This window comes from Rhodococcus sp. SJ-2, assembly GCF_053750035.1.
In genome coordinates this window covers 154,842-169,650 of record NZ_CM132340.1, presented here as the reverse complement: position 1 = coordinate 169,650, position 14,809 = coordinate 154,842, and the positions used below count along the sequence as shown (strand labels likewise).

At 65.6% G+C, this 14,809-nt stretch carries 14 protein-coding genes; 6 read left to right on the top strand and 8 right to left on the bottom strand.

Translation table 11 applies throughout. The features are described from left to right. Positions 1-62: 62 nt before the first annotated feature. Genes ACSYG9_RS00825 through ACSYG9_RS00800 form a run of 6 tightly spaced genes read right to left on the bottom strand, consistent with a single transcriptional unit; the run spans position 63 to position 6,145 of the window. On the bottom strand, positions 63-467 hold the full coding sequence (locus tag ACSYG9_RS00825; protein ID WP_440125413.1) for a hypothetical protein: 405 nt from the start codon (positions 465-467) through the stop codon (positions 63-65). Between the two features lie 19 nt (positions 468-486). Further along, positions 487-993 carry a hypothetical protein gene (locus ACSYG9_RS00820; RefSeq protein WP_440125412.1) on the bottom strand — a complete coding sequence of 169 codons (507 nt, stop codon included), beginning with the start codon at positions 991-993 and terminating at the stop codon, positions 487-489. Beyond that, positions 965-1,774: an ABC transporter ATP-binding protein gene (locus ACSYG9_RS00815; RefSeq protein ID WP_454840737.1), complete on the bottom strand. Its 810-nt coding sequence runs from the start codon at positions 1,772-1,774 to the stop codon at positions 965-967. The genes ACSYG9_RS00820 and ACSYG9_RS00815 overlap by 29 nt, the downstream gene beginning before the upstream one ends. Beyond that, positions 1,771-3,462: a dipeptide/oligopeptide/nickel ABC transporter permease/ATP-binding protein gene (locus ACSYG9_RS00810; RefSeq protein WP_454840735.1), complete on the bottom strand. Its 1,692-nt coding sequence runs from the start codon at positions 3,460-3,462 to the stop codon at positions 1,771-1,773. Before ACSYG9_RS00810 ends, ACSYG9_RS00815 begins: the two co-directional genes overlap by 4 nt. Further along, positions 3,459-4,469: an ABC transporter permease gene (locus ACSYG9_RS00805; RefSeq protein WP_454840733.1), complete on the bottom strand. Its 1,011-nt coding sequence runs from the start codon at positions 4,467-4,469 to the stop codon at positions 3,459-3,461. Before ACSYG9_RS00805 ends, ACSYG9_RS00810 begins: the two co-directional genes overlap by 4 nt. Further along, positions 4,469-6,145 (bottom strand): ABC transporter substrate-binding protein, encoded by a 1,677-nt coding sequence (locus ACSYG9_RS00800; protein ID WP_454840732.1) that lies wholly within the window; start codon positions 6,143-6,145, stop codon positions 4,469-4,471. Before ACSYG9_RS00800 ends, ACSYG9_RS00805 begins: the two co-directional genes overlap by 1 nt. Before the next feature lie 243 nt (positions 6,146-6,388). Between ACSYG9_RS00800 and ACSYG9_RS00795 the strand changes: the two genes are divergently transcribed. Both ACSYG9_RS00795 and tnpB read left to right on the top strand, forming a co-directional pair. After that, complete coding sequence (locus tag ACSYG9_RS00795) at positions 6,389-6,661, top strand: hypothetical protein (protein WP_454840731.1); 273 nt, start codon at positions 6,389-6,391, stop codon at positions 6,659-6,661. Then, positions 6,661-8,142, top strand: coding sequence for an IS607 family element RNA-guided endonuclease TnpB (tnpB, locus tag ACSYG9_RS00790; RefSeq protein WP_454840729.1), 1,482 nt, complete (start codon positions 6,661-6,663; stop codon positions 8,140-8,142). Before ACSYG9_RS00795 ends, tnpB begins: the two co-directional genes overlap by 1 nt. Before the next feature lie 48 nt (positions 8,143-8,190). On the opposite strand, the gene ACSYG9_RS00785 is transcribed toward tnpB, so the two are convergent. Next, positions 8,191-8,661: a gamma-glutamylcyclotransferase gene (locus ACSYG9_RS00785; RefSeq protein ID WP_440125405.1), complete on the bottom strand. Its 471-nt coding sequence runs from the start codon at positions 8,659-8,661 to the stop codon at positions 8,191-8,193. Between the two features lie 198 nt (positions 8,662-8,859). Between ACSYG9_RS00785 and ACSYG9_RS00780 the strand changes: the two genes are divergently transcribed. The 4 genes from ACSYG9_RS00780 (at position 8,860) to ACSYG9_RS00765 (ending at position 13,238) form a co-directional block, all read left to right on the top strand. After that, positions 8,860-10,257 carry an NAD(P)H-quinone dehydrogenase gene (locus ACSYG9_RS00780; RefSeq protein WP_440125404.1) on the top strand — a complete coding sequence of 466 codons (1,398 nt, stop codon included), beginning with the start codon at positions 8,860-8,862 and terminating at the stop codon, positions 10,255-10,257. A gap of 72 nt (positions 10,258-10,329) precedes the next feature. Beyond that, positions 10,330-10,758 (top strand): VOC family protein, encoded by a 429-nt coding sequence (locus ACSYG9_RS00775; protein WP_454840727.1) that lies wholly within the window; start codon positions 10,330-10,332, stop codon positions 10,756-10,758. After that, positions 10,755-11,576 (top strand): MerR family transcriptional regulator, encoded by an 822-nt coding sequence (locus ACSYG9_RS00770; RefSeq protein WP_440125402.1) that lies wholly within the window; start codon positions 10,755-10,757, stop codon positions 11,574-11,576. The genes ACSYG9_RS00775 and ACSYG9_RS00770 overlap by 4 nt, the downstream gene beginning before the upstream one ends. Before the next feature lie 243 nt (positions 11,577-11,819). Next, on the top strand, positions 11,820-13,238 hold the full coding sequence (locus tag ACSYG9_RS00765) for an ABC transporter substrate-binding protein (RefSeq protein WP_454840726.1): 1,419 nt from the start codon (positions 11,820-11,822) through the stop codon (positions 13,236-13,238). A 4-nt stretch (positions 13,239-13,242) separates the two neighbouring features. Here the strand turns inward: ACSYG9_RS00765 and glpK are convergent, their stop codons facing one another. Continuing rightward, complete coding sequence (gene glpK / locus ACSYG9_RS00760) at positions 13,243-14,757, bottom strand: glycerol kinase GlpK (protein WP_440125400.1); 1,515 nt, start codon at positions 14,755-14,757, stop codon at positions 13,243-13,245. Positions 14,758-14,809: the final 52 nt, after the last annotated feature.

Genomic DNA, 14,809 nt, shown 5'->3' with positions numbered 1-14,809 from the left:
CGGACTCGTCAGCCGGTCCAGATCATCCGAGCGTCAACGCGCACGCCTGTCGCGATGCCATCTCACCGTCTTGACCGGTACGCGTTCTGCGCGAATCGGGTGAGGACCGCGACGATCGTCAGGCCGGTGATCATGCCGAGGACCAGCAAGGTCAGCCCTATTGCCCACAAGCCGCTCGAATCCGATGATGCCGCATCGCGCGCCCACATTGCTGCGAACCCCGCGGTGACGCATGCGATCACCGCGATGCTGCCCCTGACCGAACAGCGCAGCGCCACGCATCCCGCGACGACGATGCAGGCGATCGTCGCTCCGCACGCGATCACCTGCATCGTCGAATAGGGCCCCTCCACACTGCCGTCCGGAAGTTCGCGGTAGCCAGAGTCCCAACCGAGCCACGCGAACCAGGCCGCCGCGGATGCAGTGGTGACGACGAGCGGGGTCAGTGCTGTGCGCGTGGTGGACATGGTCGTACGGTACGGGGACCTACCCGATGAGGTCGTAGACCTCATCCGCGGGCGCCGCGAGCAGGCGATCGGCCATCTCCTGCTTGAGGACCGTGAGTCGTGCATTCTCGGTCTCGGTGCGATCCGCCTTGCGTCCGAGGCTGATGAATTCGTCGGTGACGAACCCTTCCCGGATCTCGAGGCGCACGGTGGTGCCGCGGTAGGTCAGCACGAATACGTAGCGTTCGAGGGTCGAACCTCGGTCGGAGCGCTCGAGCGTCGAGTCGACAGTGAACCGTTCCTCCGTGACGGCGCGTGTCACCGCTTCGAACGTGTCGCGCACGCCTTGGCCGCGGTGCGCAGTGGCGACGGTGATCTCGCGACGTTCCGCTGGGGAGTCGGGGCTCAGAACCGGCAGGGCACGCTCGAGCACCTTGACGGCATGGGCGACGCCCCCGGGGAATCCTGGGCCGTGGTACTTCATGACATCGTCGACGGTGAAGTCGACTTTCATGCCGTCATCGACGAGTTGCAGTGGTGCAGACATTTCTTCTCCTGTAGGGCGGTTGGAGCGCACCGGTCGCGGCGGCCACCAGGGACGCCGTGTACTGGTGCGAGGGGCTGGTGAGAACGTCGGTGGCACTTCCTGTTTCGACGACCCTCCCGTCCTGCATGACCATGAACGTGTCGCAGCTGCGGGCTGCGAGCGCCAGGTCGTGGGTGATGTGGAGGACCGCGAGATCCTGGGTGCGCGCAAGTTCCGACATCAGATCGACGATCTCCACGCGCAGCGACGCGTCGAGACCGCTGGTGGGTTCGTCGGCGAGCAGGAGCCGGGGCCGGGTCACGAGTGCCCGCGCGAACGCGACGCGTTGTCGCTGCCCACCCGACAACTCGTGCGGGTAGCGATCGACGAAATCGGCAGCCGGTGCGAGCCGTACCGACGCGAGTGCGTCCAGCACAGCGTCTCGCCGGCCGGCCTTGTCACCGATGCGGTGGATCACCATCGGTTCCGCGACGATGTCGCCCACCCGCATGCCGGGTGGGAGCGACGCATACGGGTCCTGGAACACCAGGTGCATACCACGGCGAAGCGCCCTGCTCGTGCGCCGTGGTGCGGACACGAGATCGACACCGTCGAAGACGATGCTGCCGGACATCGCGGTCACGAGGCCTGCGATCGCACGCGCCACCGTGGATTTCCCGGCGCCCGAACCGCCGACCAGCGCAATGGATTCACCGAGCCCGACCTGCAGGTTCACGTCGGTCACCGCGGGTACCCCGTCGAAGACCACCGACAACGATTCGACCTCGAGCAACGGGCTCATGGGGCCACCTTCTCCCGGAGGGGTTCGAGCCTCGGAGCGGCGTCGACGAGTGCTCGAGTGTAGGGATGCTGCGGGTCGGTCGAGATCTGGGCGGCAGTACCGATCTCGACGAGATCGCCGTCCTTCATCACCGCGATGCGATCGGCGATCCGTTCGATCACCGGCAGATTGTGCGTGACGATCAGCAGTGCCAGCGAATGGCGCGTGCGCAGATCGTTGAGCAGAGCGAGTACCTCCGCCTCGCGGAGCACATCGAGACCACTGGTGGGCTCGTCCGCGATCACCACATCCGGTTGGTTCGCCAATGCCATCGCGATGACCACTCGCTGGCGCATACCGCCCGACAGCTGATGCGGATACGAGTCGGCACGATCAGCTCCGAGCCCGACCTGGGTGAGCAGTTCGACGGTTCGGTTCCGTGCCTCACGCCGCCCGCACCTGCGGTGTGTACGAATTGCCTCGTCGATCTGAGACCCGATGGTGCGCACGGGGTTCAGTGCGCTCAACGCCTCCTGCGGGATGAGGGAGATCCGGTTCCCCCGTATTTCTCGGACCTCGTCTTTCGACAGTGTTGCGACATCTCGGCCGGACACGAGGATCCGTCCCGAGGTGATCCGTGCGGCGGAAGGCAGCAGTCCGATCGTGGTAGCGGCCACGGTGGACTTGCCGCTGCCCGACTCGCCGACGAGGCCGACGAGTTCACCGGGCGAAACGGTGAAGGAGACATTCGTTGCGCCGCGGCCGTTCTCGCCGTACACCACCGTCAAATCGTCGACGATGAGGGGTGCGGTCGGATTCTCCTCGGTCACAGGGATATCGACCGGGCGAGTCTTCCGGCACAGACGTGACCGCGCACGGGTGAGAACCGGGCGTGACCGCTCTTCGATAGCGTTCCCGAGCAACGCGAACCCGAGTACCGTGACCGCGATAGCGATGCCGGGTGGCAGGACCCACCACACCCACGCGTCGGTGAGAAACGCATTGCGTGCGTGTGCCATCGACAGCATCGAACCCCAGCTCGCCGCCGAGATGTCGCCGAGTCCGAGGAATGCCAGTGACGCTTCGAGCAGGATCGCGGTCTTGACGGTGAGCACGAACTGCGGGATCACGAGCGGGAAGATGGCCGGGAGAATGTGCCGGCGTAGCACATACAGCGGGCCGGCGCCCATTGCCCGTTCCGCCTGGATGTAGTCCCTCTCGCGCAGGGTGAGCACCTGCGACCGCAGTTCCCGGGCCAGGCCCGCCCACAGCACCGCCGAGATCACTGTGATCTGTGTGGTCAGGCCGGGGCCGGCGAAGACTCCGATGACGATGGTCAGCGGCAGTACCGGCAACGACAGGATCACGTCGACGACGCGCATCAGGATTGCATCGGTGGCTCCGCGCACGTATCCGGCGGCAATGCCCACCACGGTGCCGATCGTCGTTGCGACGAGTGCGGCAACCACGCCGACGAACAGCGAGATCTGGGCGCCGTGGATGAGCATCGACAGCAGATCGTGTCCCACGTCGTCCGCGCCGAGAAGGTGCTCGGCCGACGGCTTGGAGAACGGCCGTGTGACGCGCTCGGTCGGGTCGTACGGCGCGAGCCACGGTGCGGCGACCGCACACAGCAGAAGGATGCCCAGAATGACTGTGCCCACGAGTGCGAGGCGCTGCGAGCGGGTTTTCGTGCCGAGAAGCGTCATGCCGGTATCCCTTCCGGTGATCGAGCGTCGTGCCGCTTCGCTGCGGTCCGGTCCTTGCGCACCCGCGGGTCCAGCAACGGATACGTCAGGTCCGCGAGCAGATTCGCCGCGATGATGCCGACGGTGGCGAGCAGGAACGCACCCTGAAGCAGCGGATAGTCACGTGCGGTGACAGCGTCGAAGGTGAGCTTGCCCAGACCGGGATAGGCGAAGACGGACTCGACGACGACAGCTCCCGACAGCAGCACACCCACGGTGAGGGTGAGCGTGGTGTACAGGGGCAGCAGAGCGTTGCGCAGGGCGTGTCCGACCGCGACACGGAACTCGCCGAGTCCCTTCGCACGGGCGAGCCGGATGAACGGCTCGTCCAGCACGCCCACCATCGACGCACGGGTCATGAGGAAGAACCCGCCGATACCGGCGATGGTGAGCGTCGCGACGGGGAGAGCCATGCGGGACGCGACTTCGGTGAGCCATCCGAATCCGGTGGCATCGAATGAGGCCGCGCCGTACGACGGGAACCACCCGAGTGTTACCGAGAACACCGCGATGAGGATCATGCCGATCCAGAAACCGGGCATCGAATCGATCGCGAGAACCGTGACGACGGTCCCGGTTTCCTTCGCGGAGCCACGGCGCCATGCCGCCCATGCGCCGAGCAGAGAGCCGATGACGAATGCGAGTAGCGTTCCGATGCCGACCAGTGCGATCGTCCACGGAAGCTTCTCCCACAGCACATCGAGAACGGGACGATTGTGCTGCACGGACATTCCGAGATCTCCGTGCAGCAGACCGGACCAGAAGGAGACGTACTGTTCGAGGATCGGCCGGTCGAGCCCGTAGTCTGCGCGCATCTGCGCGATGTACTTCGGGTCGAGCGACTGCTGGTCGCCGCCGTAGAGATAGTTGACGGGATCACCCGGTGCCAGGTGCGGTAGCGCAAAATTCAACGTCACCGCGGCCCACAGAACCAGGGCGTACTGCCCCGCCCGGCGCAGGACGGTCATCAGTCCTGCGGCGCTTCCGCGTTCGCGGCGTCGACGACGTCGGAGGGCAGGAACGACCACTTGTGGACGATGCCGTAGCCGGGGGTCTCGACCCATCCGGCGAATCGGTCGGAGCGGAACGCCCAGGTCTCGTCCGGGTAGTACAGGGCGATGGCGGTGGGCTGGCGGTTGAACAGTTCCTGCATCTCCTGCATTGCCGCGATGCGCGACTCATTGGTCTCGGTGACGCGCCACTTCTCGTACAGCGCATCGAATTCCGGGTAGGCGAGATCGGGATGCTTCCACAGGTTTCCCGAGCGGTGCGACATGATGAACTGTGTGGAGTCGGCCACCGCATGTGGGCTGTTCGTGGTGACGTAGAGGTCGAAGTTCTTCTTCGCAGAGGCGTCCGAGAGCGACCCGGCGTCGAGCGGGCTGACGACGACGTCGATACCGACCTCGGCGAAGTCCTCCGCAATCAATTCGGCGGCGCGGACCTGCGGCGCGTCACCACCGTTGACGATCAACGTGAACGCCGCGGCTTCTCCGGCCGGGTTCTCGCGCGTACCGTCGCCGTCCACGTCCTTCCACCCGAGTGAGTCGAGCAGCGCGGTGGCCTGAGCCGGGTCGTACGGGGTGGATGCGTCCGGATCGGCGAACGGTGCATCCGGATGGACGTAGCCCTGGGTGCCGGGGCGGCCCTGGCCGAGGCCGACGAGGTCGAGCATCTGATCGCGATCCACCGCGAAGTTCAGTGCGGCACGGAAGTCGGCCTGTGCGAAGGGTTCACGGGTGAAGTTGAGCTTCAGCTCGGGGTAGGTCAGCGGCGCCACGGTGATGGTGCCGATGTCGTTCGATGCGGTGAACTGATCGACCAACTCCGGGGTGAGCGCGCGATCGACCGCGTCGACCTGGCCGGAGCGCAGGGCGGTGAATGCGGCCGAAGAATCGGCGATCACCGGCATGACCAGTTCGTCGACCGTCGGAGCACCGGGGAAGTAGTCGGCGTTGGCCTCGAACTTGTACCCGGTGGTCGGGCTGTAGTCGACAAGCTTGAACGGCCCGGTGCCGATCGGGAGGTCGGTCACCTCCTTCGCCTTCGCGGGGTCGACCTTCGACCAGATGTGCTCGGGGAGGACGGGAAGATCGGCGAGCGTGACCGTGCCGAGTTCGGGGCAAGCGTAGTCGCACACGAACCGCACCGAGGTCGGGCTCGTCGCTTCCACCGTCGAGATCGACGGTGTGTCGTTGACGTGGTGTGTGAAACGTCCGGTCGGCGCGGCATGCATGTAGTGGAAGCTGAAAGCGACATCGTCGGCGGTGAACGCTTCGCCGTCGTGCCAGTTCACGTCGTCGCGCAGATCCACCTCCCAAGTCGTGGCGTCGACCTGTCGGACATCGGTGGCCAGCCACGGCTGCGGTTCGGCGACGTACGGCGAGGGGGAGAGCAATTTGTCGTAGACGAGTTCGGTCATCTGGTCGGACGCACCGGCGAAGATGTTGAGGGGTCCCGTGTCCTTCGCGACGGCGACCGTCAGAGACTCGGCTTCGGCCGGCCCGTCCGCGCTGGACGATGACGTGTCGGACGAGCCGCATGCGGCCGCGAGAAGCGCGGGAATCAGGATCAGTGCGGGTACGGCAGAGCGCGCTCCCGCCGATCGGGGCGTGGCGGGTCCACGCCGGTTACTACGAATCACGAGGGGTCCACACTCTTTCTCGATGCCAAGATTGGCTTACCTAAGTTTGGTTAGCGTGACCTTATACCACCGCTCGACAATGCAGAAAGGTGTGGTTCCGAACCCGGTATCCGGGCTCGGAACCACACCTTCGAGAAAGGGGTTACGAACTGCTCGACATTCTGTGAGCAAATGTGAACAAACATGACCGAATGTGTTCACAATGCGTGTGAAGCCGACCGAATGGGCGCACCCACAAGTCACATGTCGGACCCCTCTGCGAGCATGATCATCGTGACCTACCGCAACCGTCCGGTCCGGCTCGGAGCCCTGCACCCGACGGCGGCCCTGCCGGCGCAGGACCGCCGGATCGTGGCGAGCGACCACGGTGAGACCGAGGACGATCCGGTGCGGGACCTCACCGAGGATCCGACCTCGAGATCCGTCCGCCTCTACCGCCACAACCGTGCGCGCACTCGTGCGATGCGGCCGGTCACTGCCACCACACAGGACGTACCCGAACCGCAGGTCGCGTGATGGCGCGCTTCGAGATCCCCGACGGCTGGACCGCGCAGGCCTACACGTTCGCGCTCGACCCCACACCCACCCAGATACGAGCATTCCGCTCGCACGCCGGCGGGGCCCGTAAAGCGCACAACACGATGCTCGCCGCCGTGAAAGCGGTCATGAACCAGCGGCAAGCCGAACGCACCTACGGCCTCGACGAGGACGAGTTGACACCCGCATGGGGATGGTCACTCGCGGGTCTGCGCAAGCAGTGGAACGCCCGCAAACACGAGGTCGCGCCGTGGTGGGCCGAGAACTCCAAGGAGGCCTACGACTCCGGGTTGGACGCGCTCGCTCGGGGATTGGACGCGTGGTCGACATCCCGCAAAGGTATGCGGGCCGGGAAAACGATCGGGTTCCCTCGCTTCAAGACCGTCCGGTCCCGCCGATCGGTGCGGTTCACCACCGGCACCATCGGTGTCGAGACCGACCGCCATCACGTCACCCTGCCGAGGTTGGGGCGGATCCACACCTGCGAATCCACCCGGAAACTGGCCCGCCGGATCGAGGCGGGCACCGCCCGGATCCTGTCTGCCACCTTGTCCGAGGATTCGGCGGGTCGGTGGCATGTGGCGTTTCAGGTTCTCGTGCACCGTGCTGTCGCCGTGCCGGGGCATGTCGGTGAGGGTGAGTCGGTGGTCGGTGTCGACGTCGGCGTCAAAGCCGACTCCCTGATCGTTGTCGCGACGCCGGACGGACGCGAACTCGACCGGGTTCCGGCGCCGAAGTCTCTGACCGCTGTCCAGGACCGGCTGCGGGCGTTGCAGCGCAGGGCCGCGCGGCAGCGTGGTCCGTACGACCCGTCGACCAAGACGAAACGGCGGCCGTCGAAGCGGTGGGTGCGGCAGCAACGCCGGATCGGCCGCACCCACGCCCACGCCGCGGCGGTGCGCCGCGATGTGTTGCACAAGGCCACCACCGAGTTGGCGCAGCGGCATCGGGTGATCGTGGTGGAGACGTTGAATGCGTCGGGGATGCGTTCGGCGGGCGGGGCGCGGAAGAAGGGCCTGAACCTGGCCCTCGCGGACGCGGCGTTGGCGCAGATCCGCCGGATGCTCGACTACAAAACCACGTGGTACGGCTCGGTGTTGGTGGAGGCCGGCCGGTACTTTCCGTCCAGCAAGATGTGTTCGGGGTGTGGCAGGCGAAAACCAAACCTGACCCTCGCGGACCGAACGTATGTGTGTGACCACTGCGGCCTGACGATCGATCGTGATCATAATGCCGCGATCAACCTCGCCCGCCTCGGCGAGACCCACCGCACGGGTGCAACGGGGACCGGTACCGGAAGTAGCCCGGCCGCCACCGATTCGGGTGGAGACGGACGTGGAGCCACGCGGGAGTCCGCGACCACGGAAGTGGTCAACGCTGCAGGCGAGGAAGCGTCAACCCGGCACCAGCAGTTGCTGGGTGAGTCCGGGACTGTCTCATCGGAAGGTGAGGCTGCCTGATGAAGAAGCAAACAGAGCGTGCTCACGTTTGCTCACCAGAGGCAACGGCTAGAAGGAGTCGGGACGCCCCGGGCCGACGTTGCGGCTGTTGCGGGTGCGCAGGTTCATCACATAGTCCGACGGAGCGCCTGCGATCTCTGCGGCGTCGGCCATCACGCCCAGATAGCGAGCGGACGGAAGCCCGCCTTCGTATCCGTCGACGACATACAGCCAGGCAAGGGCGGGCCCGTCGGCGGTGTCGATGCGGACGCGGATCTTGCGGTGGAAGCCGAGTTCGGCGCCCTCCCAGCGGTCGAGGCTGCGCTCGTCGTCCTCGGGTACGTCGTACAACACCACGAACACCTTGGAATCGGCGTCCTCCACCACGGTCGCCAGTGCGCCTTCCCAGCCGATATCGGCGCCCGCGAACGTCAGCCGCCACCCGTGCAACCAGCCGGTGCCGGACATCGGCGAGTGCGGGCAGCGCGTCAGCATCTGCTCCGGATGCATGTTGGACCCGTAGGCGGCGTAGATCGGCACGTCCACAAGGCTAACGGTTCGGTCTCGATCGCACCGTGCCGGGCGTCGCCAGCGGTGACCGAGTCGCCGACATCGTTGCACGGTCTGTCTGCGCCGTGCACCCGCGGTGGCATAGCGTTGTCGCGGGCGTTCGCACACCCCCGCGGATGCCCGAGTTCGGCCCGATAACCTTATTCGGAATCGATACAGAGGAGAACAATGACTCGGATTGTCATCATCGGCGGCGGACCCGCCGGTTACGAGGCGGCGCTCGTGGCAGCGCAGTACGGCGCGTCGGTGTCTCTGATCGATTCGGACGGCATCGGCGGCGCATGCGTTCTCTTCGACTGCGTCCCGTCCAAGACCTTCATCGCCTCCACCGGCGTCCGCACCGACATGCGCCGCGCCGCCGACCTCGGCATCGAACTCGAACGCACCTCCGTCGCATTGCCGCAGGTGCATGCACGTGTCAAGAGCCTCGCACGTGCACAGTCGGCCGACATCCGCACGAAACTCGAGGCTGCAGGAATCTCGCTGCTGTCCGGGTACGGCGAGCTGATCGATCCCGAGATCGGGATGGCCGCCCACAAGGTCCGCGCCAAGCTGTTCACAGGTGAAGACAAGGTGCTCGACGCCGATGTGGTGCTCATCGCGACCGGCGCGAGTCCGCGCGTTCTTCCCAATGCAGAACCCGACGGCGAGCGCATCCTGACGTGGCGTCATCTCTACGACCTCGACAAGCTCCCCGAGCATCTCGTCGTGGTCGGCTCCGGTGTGACCGGCGCGGAGTTCGTCTCGGCATACACCGAGGTCGGGGTCCAGGTCACTGTGGTCTCCAGTCGCGACCGCATCTTGCCTCACGAGGACGAAGACGCGGCACTCGTGCTCGAGGAAGTGCTCACCGAACGCGGCGTCACCCTCGTCAAGCACGCGCGCGCCGATTCGGTCGAACGCACCGGAAACGGCGTCCGGGTGCTCCTGTCGGATGGTCGCGTCGTCGAGGGCAGTCACGCACTCATGACGGTCGGATCGGTCCCGAACACCCAGGGCCTGGGACTCGACAAGGTAGGACTCGAACTCGACCGGGGCGGCTACCTGCCCGTCGACCGTGTGTCGCGCACGTCGGTGCCGGGAATCTACGCCGCAGGCGACTGCACCGGCCTCCTGCCGCTCGCCTCCGTCGCCGCGATGCAGGGGCGCATCGCGATGTACCACGCGCTCGGCGAGGGCGTGAGCCCCATCAAACTCAAGACGGTCGCTGCGGCAGTGTTCACCCGCCCCGAGATCGCGGCCGTGGGTGTCAGTCAGGCAACCATCGACAAGGGCGAGATTCCTGCCCGCACAGTGATGTTGCCGCTCAACACCAACCCACGGGCGAAGATGTCCGGGTTGCGACGCGGCTTCGTCAAGATCTTCTGCCGCCCCGCGACCGGTGTGGTGATCGGCGGAGTGATCGTCGCGCCCAACGCATCCGAACTCATCCTGCCGATTGCCTTGGCGGTACAGAACAACCTCAACGTGACAGACCTCGCGCAGACCTTCTCGGTGTACCCGTCGCTGAGCGGGTCGGTGACCGAAGCCGCTCGGCAGTTGATGCGGCACGACGACCTGGGCTGATCGGCCGGGTCACACGCGATGGCGGCGCCGGGGTTTGACTCTCCCCCCGGGGGAGGGAAGACGGTGAGATGTATGAGCACCTTCACAACACGGAGTACATCCGTCACGCAAAGCATCTTTCCCGTCGTCCCGGTCGCCGACATCCGCCGCAGCTGCGACTTCTATGTCGGTCTCCTGGGGCTGACCGTCGTGTACGACAGCGACTGGTACGTCCAGCTGCAATCATCGACCACCGAATCGGTGCAGCTCGGGCTCGTCATACAAGGCCACGAGACGATCCCGGAGGGTTTCCGCGGATCGCCCGCGGGAGTGCTCGTCTCGGTCGAGGTCGACGACGTCGACGCGGTCCACGACTGTGCGAGGGCGGCAGGACTGCCCATCGCCTCGAGTCTGCGCAGTGAGGACTTCGGGCAACGGCATTTCATGACCGTCGACCCCGACGGTCTGCTCGTCGATGTGATCACGGTGATTCCGTTCACAGATGGCACCGACGCGACATGACCGATCCGACGCAGTGGATGAGTATCGGTGAGTTTGCGCGGGCGTGCAGACTCACTGTGAAAGCCCTGCGTTACTACGACCGCGAGGGACTGCTTACCCCGGGTCGAGTCGATCCGCACACCGGATACCGGTACTACGCGCCCGCCCAACTCGCATCGGCGCTGAGGGTCGGCCTGCTCCGTCGAGCCGGAGTTTCTGTCGCCGCGATTCGCCGCATCGTCGATGATCCGGCGGGCGGTGCGGATGTGCTGGCCGTCGAGCGTGCCCGTATCGAGCACGAGGCCGAGCGGGCAATGCGCTCGCTCGCCCTCGTCGGTTCGCTCGAAGAGCTTGCCGCAATGAAACTTCCGGTTCGGCTGCGACGCATCGACGATCAGGTCGTGCTGTGGCGCGAAGGCAGTGCTGAGGTGGATGACCTCGACAGCACCGTTGCTGCGTCGATCGAAGGCCTCCTCGGGGACGCACTTGCGCTGGGTGTCGACACGGAGGCGCCGGTGGTCGGTCGATATCCGGTAGTGCTCGAGGGGACCGTCGACTTCGGGGTGGGCATCGAAGTCGCTCCCGAAGCCGGCGTCGACGCTCTTCTGATGCCAGGCGGTCTTTTCGCAGCGGTGGACTTCACTGGTCCGGCGTCGCTCCTGCCCGTTGCCTATCACGCCCTGTTCGCAGACCTCGCGGCGCGCGGAGTCGATGCCGTGGGCCCGGTACGCGAGTACTACCTCACCGATCCGGCAGAGGTCGGCGCCGAGAACATGCTCACGAGGGTCGTCCACCTCGTGCCCGAGCCTGATGCGAAGCGGTCGGCATTCCCCCTGTAAATCTTATGGTGTGACTTACAGTAATAACGTAGTCTCGGTCTCGTCCAGGAGGGGCTGCCGGGAAGGGTGCCAATGTTTCGAGGGAGACTGTCATGGAGGGGGCGCACCATCGATGCGGCAGCGGCCGCGGTATGCTCGGTCCTGCTGCTGAGCGCGTGTGTCGGATCGGATTCTGCTGGTACACAAGGTGATTCTGCAGAAATTGGAGATCCGGTGGCGGGCGGTGTCGCGAACATCATCCAGATGGGTGAGCCGCGAACCCTCGACCCCGCGGCCATGAGCAACACCTATGCGGGATCGTCCCTGCTGGGAAATGCGCTGTACGGCACATTGATGACCACCGACGTCGACACCCTCGAGATCGGATACGGCCTGGCCACCGACTTCTCGAGCGACGACGGCGGCACCACGATGGTGCTCACGCTCCGGCCCGACGTGACGTTCTCCGACGGAACACCGCTCGACGCCGAGGCGGTCAAGTTCAACTGGGATCGGTTGCGCGACCCCGCCACCGCGTCGGGATCGATCGGTGAGGCATCGCAGATCGCCTCGACCGAGGTGCTCGGCCCGACGACACTCGAGGTCACGTTGACCGCACCGAACCCGAACTACGCACACAGTGTGATCGTCAGTTCGATGAACTGGATCGCTTCGCCTGCGGCGCTGCAACAGGGCGCGGCAGCATTCGACGAGAACCCGATCGGTGCAGGTCCTTTCACGCTCGCAACGTGGTCCCGGCAGAACGTCATCGAGCTCGAGAAGAACCCGCGGTATTGGGATGCGCCCAGGCCGTACCTGGACGGCCTCACGATCCGTACGTCCCCCGACACCACACAACGACTCAATTCGATCACCACCGGCGGTGCCGACCTCGCCTCGGACAGCAACTGGAACACCCTCGCCAAAGCCGAGAACGCCGGAACGGCCGTCGAGATCGTGCCGATGGGCGGTGGGCAGTATCTGGGCATGAACAACCGTCGCGCTCCCTTCGATGATCCGCGTGCCCGACGGGCGGTGGCGCTCGCCGTGGATCTGGATGCGATGAACACGACCGTCTACAACGGCGAAGGTGTCGTTCCCGAGACCCTCTTCCTGGAGGAGTCTCCGTGGTACTCCGACATCCCGCTGGGCCGACACGATGCAGACACCGCACAGCAATTGTTCGATGAACTGGCGGCGGAAGGGAAGCCGGTGTCGTTCACCTTCACCACCTTCCCGACCGTGGAGAACAAGGCGGTCGCCGAGACCGCACAGGCACAGCTGAGAGCATTCGACAACGTCGACGTCGAGGTCGAGGTCCTCGATTTCCCCGCGGCCTTCGCGCGATTCGGTACGCGCGACTTCGACATGATGGTGCACGGCGTGACCATTCAGGACCCCGATCACTCGCTCTGGTCGAGTTTTCACTCGACGTCCAAGGGGAACATCGTGGGAGTCGACGATCCCGACCTCGATGCGGCGCTCGATGCCGGTCGTGTCGGCACGACCGTCGAAGAGCGCACCGCCGCGTACGAGGTCGTGCAGCAGCGCTTGGCAGAGCTGACCCCAGGTGCGTGGTACGTCCGGCCCGCGCCGGCGGTGCTCATCGGCGACCACGTGCACGGGGTCCGCCTCTCCGGACTCGGTGCGCCGATTCCCGACGGCATGTGGGTCACCGGGTAGGTCATCACGCCCAGTCGTAGGTGCGTTCGACCGCCTTGTTCCATGCGGCGAAGAGACGCTCACGTTCGGCCGTGACCATGTGGGGTTCCCACGTCTTGTCGGCGGCCCAGTTCCGTCGGATGTCGTCCTCGCCACTCCAGTAGCCAACGGCAAGACCGGCCGCATAGGCCGCGCCGAGCGCAGTGGTCTCCGGCACGATCGGACGAACCACCGGCACGGCGAGCATGTCTGATTGGAACTGCATGAGCATTTCGTTCGCGACCATTCCGCCGTCGACCTTGAGTGTGCTCAGTTCGACGTGCGAATCGGCGCGCATCGCTTCGAGCACCTCCCGTGTTTGGAATGCCGTGGCCTCCAGGGCGGCTCGGGCCAGGTGGCGCTTGTCGACGAACCTCGTGAGTCCCACGATCACTCCGCGTGCGTCGGGTCGCCAGTGCGGCGCGAACAGTCCGGAGAACGCCGGAACGATATAGGCGCCGCCGTTGTCGGGCACCGCCGACGCGAGGGTCTCGATCTCGGCGGCGGAGTTGATGATGCCGAGGTTGTCGCGCAGCCATTGCACGAGTGATCCGGTCACCGCGATCGACCCTTCGAGGGCGTACACGGCGTCGGCGTCACCGATGCGATAACACACGGTGGTGAGCAGGCCGTGGGTGCTGTGCACCGGCGTCGTACCGGTGTTGAGAAGCAGGAAATTGCCCGTGCCGTAGGTGTTCTTGGCCTCCCCGGGCGAAAGGCACGCCTGACCGAAGGTTGCGGCTTGCTGGTCGCCGAGGATGCCGGCAACGGGAACCCCGGCAAGCGGGCCCCGCTCGCGCGCATATCCGTAGACCTCCGACGAACTACGAATCTCCGGCAGCATGGACATGGGAATCCCGATGTCGTCACAGATCTGTGGATCCCACTGCAGGGTCTCGAGATCCATCAGCATCGTGCGCGACGCGTTGGTGACGTCCGTGACATGGACACCCGGTGGGTTGCCGTCCTGCCCACAGCCGCCGGTGAGGTGCCACAGAATCCAGGTGTCGACCGTGCCGAACGCGAGACGGCCCGCCTCGGCTTTCTCCCGCGCCCCGTCGACGTTGTCGAGGATCCACCGAACTTTCGGGCCGGAGAAATAGGTGGACAGCGGCAGCCCGGTAGTGGCGCGATACCGATCAGGTCCGGCATCACCCGCCAGTTGCTCCACCAGCCGATCGGTCCGGGTGTCCTGCCACACGATCGCGTTGTACACCGGCTCGCCGGTGGTGCGATCCCACACGATCGTGGTTTCACGCTGGTTGGTGATCCCGATCGCAGCGACGTCCTTCCTGCGCAGATCCGCCTTCGCGAGAGCCGCAGCACCCACTTCGCGAGTGTTGAGCCACAGTTCCTCAGGGTCATGCTCGACCCAGCCGGCCTGCGGGAAAACCTGCCGATGTTCCTTCTGAGCAACCGACACGACGCGCCCGTCGTGGTCGAAGATGATGCATCGACTGGACGTGGTGCCCTGGTCGATCGCGGCGATGTACTGGTTCACGGGAGTCCTCGAGGTATCGGAAGAGTGTTCACTGCACAGCACTGTGCGGTCG